Source organism: Microcoleus sp. AR_TQ3_B6 (genome assembly GCF_036702785.1).
Taxonomy (GTDB): domain Bacteria; phylum Cyanobacteriota; class Cyanobacteriia; order Cyanobacteriales; family Microcoleaceae; genus Microcoleus.
Genome location: NZ_JAUBVJ010000169.1, coordinates 1 through 6211, shown reverse-complemented (window position 1 = coordinate 6211; position 6211 = coordinate 1). Strand labels below are relative to the sequence as shown.

Here is a 6211-nt window from a genome sequence, read left to right as displayed (position 1 = left end):
ATAGATAGTCTAGATGGAAGCTCATAACGGTAAATGTATTATTAGGTACATTTTACACCATAAACTCAGGAGAGCCGTATTGATGAGACCCTTGAATTTTACCGAAAGCTCACTGTTGTGGAAATCTATGAAGAGTCCACCCACATTAGCGGAGACGGCGTGGGCGAAATCATCAAGGTGGAAGAGCCGAACTACCATTCCTGTATGGTGCGCATCGGCAACCGCAATTTCGAATTGATTGAGCACCACAGTTCCAAGGGTCGTCACTTGGTGGCAAACCACAACGACGTATGTGGTATCCACTTGGCCTTCATGGTGAATGACATTGACGATGTATTCAAGCGAGTGAAAGCGCTTGGCATCGAGCCGACTACCAAGCAACCCTACGCCACAAACCAATTGGGTGGATATCGTGCCTTTTTTTTCAGGGATCTGAACGGCGTTCAAATTGAAGTTGGTCAAGTTGTCTGATCTGAATACATGGGAGTTTTAATGGAAGTCATTCACTGCACCGAAGCACAACTCGATATTCTCGCTGAGTTATTCAACGATTACCGAATCTTTTATGAGCAACCAAGCGATTTGGAGATCTCTCGCGCCTTTATCGAGCAAAATCTAAGGCAAAAACGCTCCAAAATATTTTTGCTGCTCGACGACAATAGAATTCCAGTGGGGTTCTCCCAGCTCTATCCAGCGATTTGCTCGTTAACGTTGCGTTCCTACTATTATTTTTCGGATTTGTATATCGCCCAAACCGTGCGACGAAAAGGTTATGCTCGCTATCTAATGAACTACATTAAAGATTATTTCGCACGGGAAGGTGCGCAACGCTTAACGCTTGATACCGCTAGGACCAACGAAATTGCCCAGAGTTTGTATGAGTCGTTAGGCTATGTGCGGGAAAATGTATATATCACCTACCATCAAATTCTGACACCACCTATTGAACAGGTCGTATTTGACTAATCTGTCCGAAAAATCTGCCTATCTTGAATGCACGGTGCAGGAATCATCTACGCGATAGTGAGAGATCCCTGTGCCTGCCGACCATTGATTCGGAAAAAAAACATGAATATGCAAAATAGCACTCACACCCTTGATGTTGGTGAAAAAGAGATTTTTGATTTGATCGGAATCGGCATTGGACCGTTTAATCTCGGGCTGGCAGCCTTACTAAGCTCCATAGATACCCATAAAAGTGTGTTCTTCGACACTAAGCATGAATTTTCGTGGCACGAAGGTCTTCTATTAGAAGATTGTTATCTACAAGTGCCGTTTTTCGCAGACTTGGTCACCATGAGCGACCCTACCAGTCCGTATAGTTTTCTGAATTACCTACACACCTATGGCCGCTTGTATCAATTTTCTTTTTACGAAACCTTCCACATTCCGCGTAACGAATACAACCGCTATTGCCGTTGGGTCGCAAATCGCCTACAAAGTCTTCAATTCGGACATGAAGTGGTGGATGTTTCCGAGTCTGACGGCGTATATTGCGTCACGGTTCGCAACGTCGCGATCGATCGGATAACCCAGCACTACACTCGCAACGTGGTCTTGGGCGTGGGAACCAACCCCACTGTGCCGCACGCACTTAAGCACCACCTGAACGACCGCGATTTCATCCATACTGCAAGCTATAAATTTGCCAAATCCGAGTTGCAGAAGAAACGAAGTATCACTGTGATCGGCAGCGGCCAGAGCGCTGCCGAGTGTTTCTTAGATTTGCTCCCGGATCAACTAACCTTCGACTACGAGCTTAACTGGTTGACCCGCAGTCGCGGCTTTTTATCGTTGGAATACTCGAAGCTGGTCTTGGAGCACTTTTCACCGGATTATATAGAATATTTTTACGGTTTGTCTGAATCACGTCGCCAATCACTTTTGGCGGCCCAAGGCAATTCGTACAAGGGCATCTCCTCCAGTACTATCAAAGAAATCTATGACTGCCTTTATATTCGATCCATTGATGCTGCGCCGAAAGTTGTAATTCAGGCTCGCAGTGAGTTGACTGCCGCGCATGCCGAGAAAAACAGTTGGAAGTTGGATTTCCACCATATCGACCTCGATCGCCCGTTCCAGCTATCGACCGAAGCAGTAGTGCTCGGTTCGGGTTATAACTGCACCTTGCCGCAGTGTTTGAATGGGATACTCCACTTGATTGAATTCGACAGCGCGCGAAAACCGCTGGTGAGCCGGGACTACACCTTGCAAACCCGTATCGAAGGATCTGGCGATATTTTCGTGCAAAACGGCGAGATGCATACCCATGGCATTTCCGCACCCGATTTGGGACTTGGACGTTACCGCAACTCGGTGATTATCAACCGTTTACTCGGCTACGATCGGTATCCGACCTCCACCAAGACGGTTTTCCAAACTTACGGCATTGCACCGCATTGGCAGTCAGATGTAAACTAATTTGCTTTTGTTGTCGGGTAGAGAGAACTCCTTCTCATGTCTAGGCTTACTTGGGGTTGAGCCAAGATACGTGTAAAATAGTGCCATGGATCTCGAAAACAGTTGCTATACAATGATTCTAGACGTTAAGCTCCTGCTGCCCAAAATCCTGGTTAGCTGCGCAGCAAGGCAACTAATCAAATGGTTTCAGGTCATTTGAGCGATCGTCTCCTACGAAAGAATAGGGGTTTCAGACCATAACTTTTGAGTGATATAGGTCAAATTCAGTCCAATCAAAATTGGTGGCACTAAATTACACGTATCTCGGCTCGACCCCAATGTCTCCCTCAACGCCTTATCATAGGCGCGAGTCGTGATGTGCCATTCCGCTCTGCCGGGGAAGAGATGGCGCATTTTGGGTAATATCAAGTCCGGTTGTATCGGACTTGTATAATCTGGCGGTCGCTATTTTGTTTGAAATGGCTTTTGTCAGGAGTATTTTTTCTTGCATTGTTGAACGGCAACAGTCGCTGCCGACAAGCTTGGAAGCTCTACGAGAGACTAATACCAGCGACTGTTGACGTTCTCTTTGAAGGCAGGGCGTGCTTGATCGCTACCCCAATTATCTGGGGCAAGTGCTGTTACGGCGAGCGAGCTAATGAGTTGAGTTGTTGGTCTCTTACGCCTGACCCAGTGGCGGGGCACGGCCACCAATGAAAGAAAGTAAAACCACGGATTAATTCTTGTTGTTGAAGCAAACGACGACAGCGCTCGAATAACACAACTTCGAGTTCATCCAACGACTCAAAAGAGCGATTGACAATTGGTTCATTTGTCAGAGGCCACAAACGTTCAGCAGGCTGTAATTCAGGAGAATAAGCAGGCAGAAAAAACAAATGAATTCCTTTAGGAATTTTTACTTTGTCCCTAGTGTGCCAACCTGCTCGATCGAGAACTAAGATGATACCCTTGTTCTTACCCACACCAAAATGTTGTGCAAAATCTGCCAAAGCTCTGTTGAAGAGGTCGATATTGACGAGTGGTAGAATCCACCAGTAAGTTTCTCCAGATTCAGGATGAACGAATCCGTAGAGCCATAGCCATTGAAAACGCCATTTAGCAGCAGCAATTGGTTGTTCTGCTTGCTGTTCCCAGACACGTCGCTGTATTGGTTTGAGTCCTAATCGATGTTCATCCATTGCCCAAACTTCGATGTCCGCTTTGGGGTATTTTGCTTGCATTCGCGCCTGTTTCACATTGAGTTTTTTTTCCATTCAAACTGTTGCTCAATATCAGCTTCGTCGCGAACAGGTCGTGGCACTTTTTGTCTAAAGTTCATCTGTCGCAAATACTCCCAACCACGCTGCCTATGAATCGGTTTTCCTGTCAATTGTGCTACCCAATCGGCAAATGCACGACCATTCCACAGTCCACCATCGTCCGCTAACCCGTCAAGTGCTTGGCCTTTGATGCGCTTGTTCAATATCTGATAACATTGGCTCGCGACCTGGATGAATGCGACGGCGATCGATTAATCCAGGCAGACCCATTTGGTTGTAACGACGGGCTATTTTCCGAATTCTGTCTCGGTAGTAGCCCGTGACTGAAGCTACCTCTTCGGTCACAAATCCTCTAGCTAGCAGCCAGACAATTTGGTAGCGAGTCCGTTCAATTGGGTCCCAGGCCGTTCGGTAGTGACTCTCCAGTTCTGCGATTGACAGATGTGGTTCAATAACCAGACGTTTGCCCATAATGATTTGATCGCGCGCGCCCCTTAACTACACCCCCATTATACAAGTCCGGTGCTACCGGACTTGATATAATTCGACCTCATTTAATAACACTGTCAAGGGAGAATCAATCGCCGCCTGGCGAGTCGTCGTCGTCTTATTCCGTGCCCAGTAAATCAGGTGATTATCAAAAACAGGGCCTTGCTGAATCAAGGTATGAATACTGCCGGAACGGGAACATCCTGAAATTTTAGGTAATGTATTAATAATTTAATAGAGTGCCTGAGCATTTCCGCGCACTTATACCATTTTTTTAAAGATGTGATAGAGATAAAGAATGTAAAATCCAAGACCATCCGGTGAGAAAACCAATGACGCGATCGGTGAAAGATGCCAAAATTTCCGGCTCTTCCGTACTTATTGTGCTTTTTTTTTAGGAAAATGCCAAAGAAGTAATGCCCGTATTTCAAAGTTTATTAAATTTCTCAAACCAAAACCACACCTTTTTAATAGCTTTAATTTAGTATTAATTCCCTCTACTATTCCATTAGTTTTGATTCAAAATACCCCACAATTTCTCCGAACCATCTTTTGATTGTTTCTGTACTTTTTTTATAGTATGGTTGTGCCTTTTTTAACCAATCGGTTAATTCTAATATCCCATCACCCAAATTATTACTCTTTTCAAATAAACCGTGAAACTCTTCTTTTAAAATGTGCCTATTTTCTAGTATTTCTGAAACACTTTTTACTTGTTTTAATTTTAATTTTTGTTCGTTGGACAAGTTTTTTTTTAGTTTAAACAATGTATATTTACTTCCTTTTAAACTATCCAATAATTGTGCTTTTTTTTTCATTTTTAGCGCTGATGATGCCTTTTATTGGTCGATTCTCGCCTGATTTAATGGCTGATGAATCATTTTTGTCACATGAAATCTATCTACTGTTACATTAGCATTCGGGCAAAGTTTTTTGACTAAGGATTTATAATTACCCGTCATATCCATACTTATTTCTTCAATCGGGTTTAAGACTTCTTCTCCCCATTCAAGCATCTTCTTTTCGATTGCCGCCTGTTTTCTATCGCCAACTCAACCTATTAACTTATGTGTCTTTAAATCTACTAATACAACTATAAACTTTCCTTGTCCTTTTACTAAACTAATTTCATCTATGCCTAACTTCTGTAACTTTTTTACATCCACAGGTAATACTTTATTGGCTACATTTTTTACCATTGACCACACTTCTTCTTCTGTTAATTTATTATTTTTAGCCACGTTCTTAATGTCACTATGGACAACTTGTTCAGCAATACTTTGTGCATACCTATTTGTAAAATTTTTATTTTATTCGAGAAAATCCAACCTTTCATTAAAAGGTTTGCGACAATTTTTACACTTAAATCTGCGCCGATTTACTCTCAGTACTACTTCTCTATCTCCCATCGGTAAATCTCTCACTAAATATCTGTAATTTTGATGTAAATGATGACTACATTGACCGCAAAGAGGGCAGTTTGCTGTTTTTGTTTGTGATTTTACTACTAAAATCAATGTTTCTGCTGTCTGTTTGTAATCTTCTACTATCACGCCAGGTAAATTTAGTATATTTGTCATTAACTTTTTCATATTTTATTCCTGCAAAGCTTGTTTTTGAACTATTTATTAACATTTTAGCACAATAAGTACGGAAGAACCTAAATAATGCCTTTAACCAATTTGTTGTTTTTTCAAAAATTTGTCTAAAGTTTTCTTTTAATTCATCCATTATTCTGAGGATCGGACAAAAACTTTTCACTTTCATTAGCTTATTTTTTTGCTTTTCATTTAAGTATTGTTAATTTTTCAATAAGGGATACTTTTTTTTTGTTTAATTACTCTAAAAGTTGTTTACACTCTGCTTTCTTTAAGTGTAACTTTTTGTATTTTTATAAATTTGTTGCCGGGAGCTTTTCGCGTTTTCTCTGTGTGTCTAACTCCTTGTTTACTTGTAGTGCTACCTGGGGGGGTAACAAAGAGGTCTAAGAAGTAGACTTCATAAGGGTTGCAGCCCGCATTCCAAGTTGATAAAAGCGACGT

The 6211-nt window shown here is 42.2% G+C and carries 7 protein-coding genes and 3 pseudogenes; 3 read left to right on the top strand and 7 right to left on the bottom strand.

Annotation, left to right across the window (positions count from 1 at the left end; all coding sequences use genetic code 11):
* The first annotated feature begins 78 nt into the window (after positions 1–78).
* The 3 genes from QUB56_RS36000 to QUB56_RS35990 all read left to right on the top strand — a co-directional run bounded on the left by QUB56_RS36000 (position 79) and on the right by QUB56_RS35990 (position 2421).
* Entirely contained in the window at positions 79–471 is a 393-nt protein-coding gene (locus tag QUB56_RS36000; protein ID WP_332961148.1) for a VOC family protein, read from the top strand.
* 21 nt (positions 472–492) lie between these two features.
* Entirely contained in the window at positions 493–966 is a 474-nt protein-coding gene (locus tag QUB56_RS35995; RefSeq protein ID WP_332961146.1) for a GNAT family N-acetyltransferase, read from the top strand.
* A 102-nt stretch (positions 967–1068) separates the two neighbouring features.
* The gene (locus QUB56_RS35990) at positions 1069–2421 is read left to right on the top strand and encodes a SidA/IucD/PvdA family monooxygenase (RefSeq protein ID WP_332961145.1); all 1353 of its coding nucleotides are present in this window, start codon (positions 1069–1071) and stop codon (positions 2419–2421) included.
* Between the two features lie 620 nt (positions 2422–3041).
* On the opposite strand, the pseudogene QUB56_RS35985 reads toward QUB56_RS35990, so the two are convergent.
* The 7 genes and pseudogenes from QUB56_RS35985 to QUB56_RS35960 all read right to left on the bottom strand — a co-directional run.
* Positions 3042–4151: pseudogene (locus tag QUB56_RS35985) on the bottom strand (IS630 family transposase).
* A 188-nt stretch (positions 4152–4339) separates the two neighbouring features.
* Positions 4340–4432: pseudogene (locus QUB56_RS37600) on the bottom strand (IS1 family transposase); the annotation flags it as partial.
* A 115-nt stretch (positions 4433–4547) separates the two neighbouring features.
* Positions 4548–5185: pseudogene (locus tag QUB56_RS35980) on the bottom strand (ISL3 family transposase).
* Positions 5186–5221: 36 nt separating this feature from the next.
* Positions 5222–5410, bottom strand: coding sequence for a hypothetical protein (locus QUB56_RS35975; RefSeq protein ID WP_332961144.1), 189 nt, complete (start codon positions 5408–5410; stop codon positions 5222–5224).
* A 69-nt stretch (positions 5411–5479) separates the two neighbouring features.
* On the bottom strand, positions 5480–5593 hold the full coding sequence (locus QUB56_RS35970) for a transposase family protein (RefSeq protein WP_332961147.1): 114 nt from the start codon (positions 5591–5593) through the stop codon (positions 5480–5482).
* Between the two features lie 31 nt (positions 5594–5624).
* The gene (locus QUB56_RS35965; protein ID WP_332961149.1) at positions 5625–5900 is read right to left on the bottom strand and encodes a hypothetical protein; all 276 of its coding nucleotides are present in this window, start codon (positions 5898–5900) and stop codon (positions 5625–5627) included.
* 122 nt (positions 5901–6022) lie between these two features.
* The coding region (locus QUB56_RS35960; protein WP_332961143.1) for a hypothetical protein at positions 6023–6211 on the bottom strand (189 nt) is incomplete at its 5' end.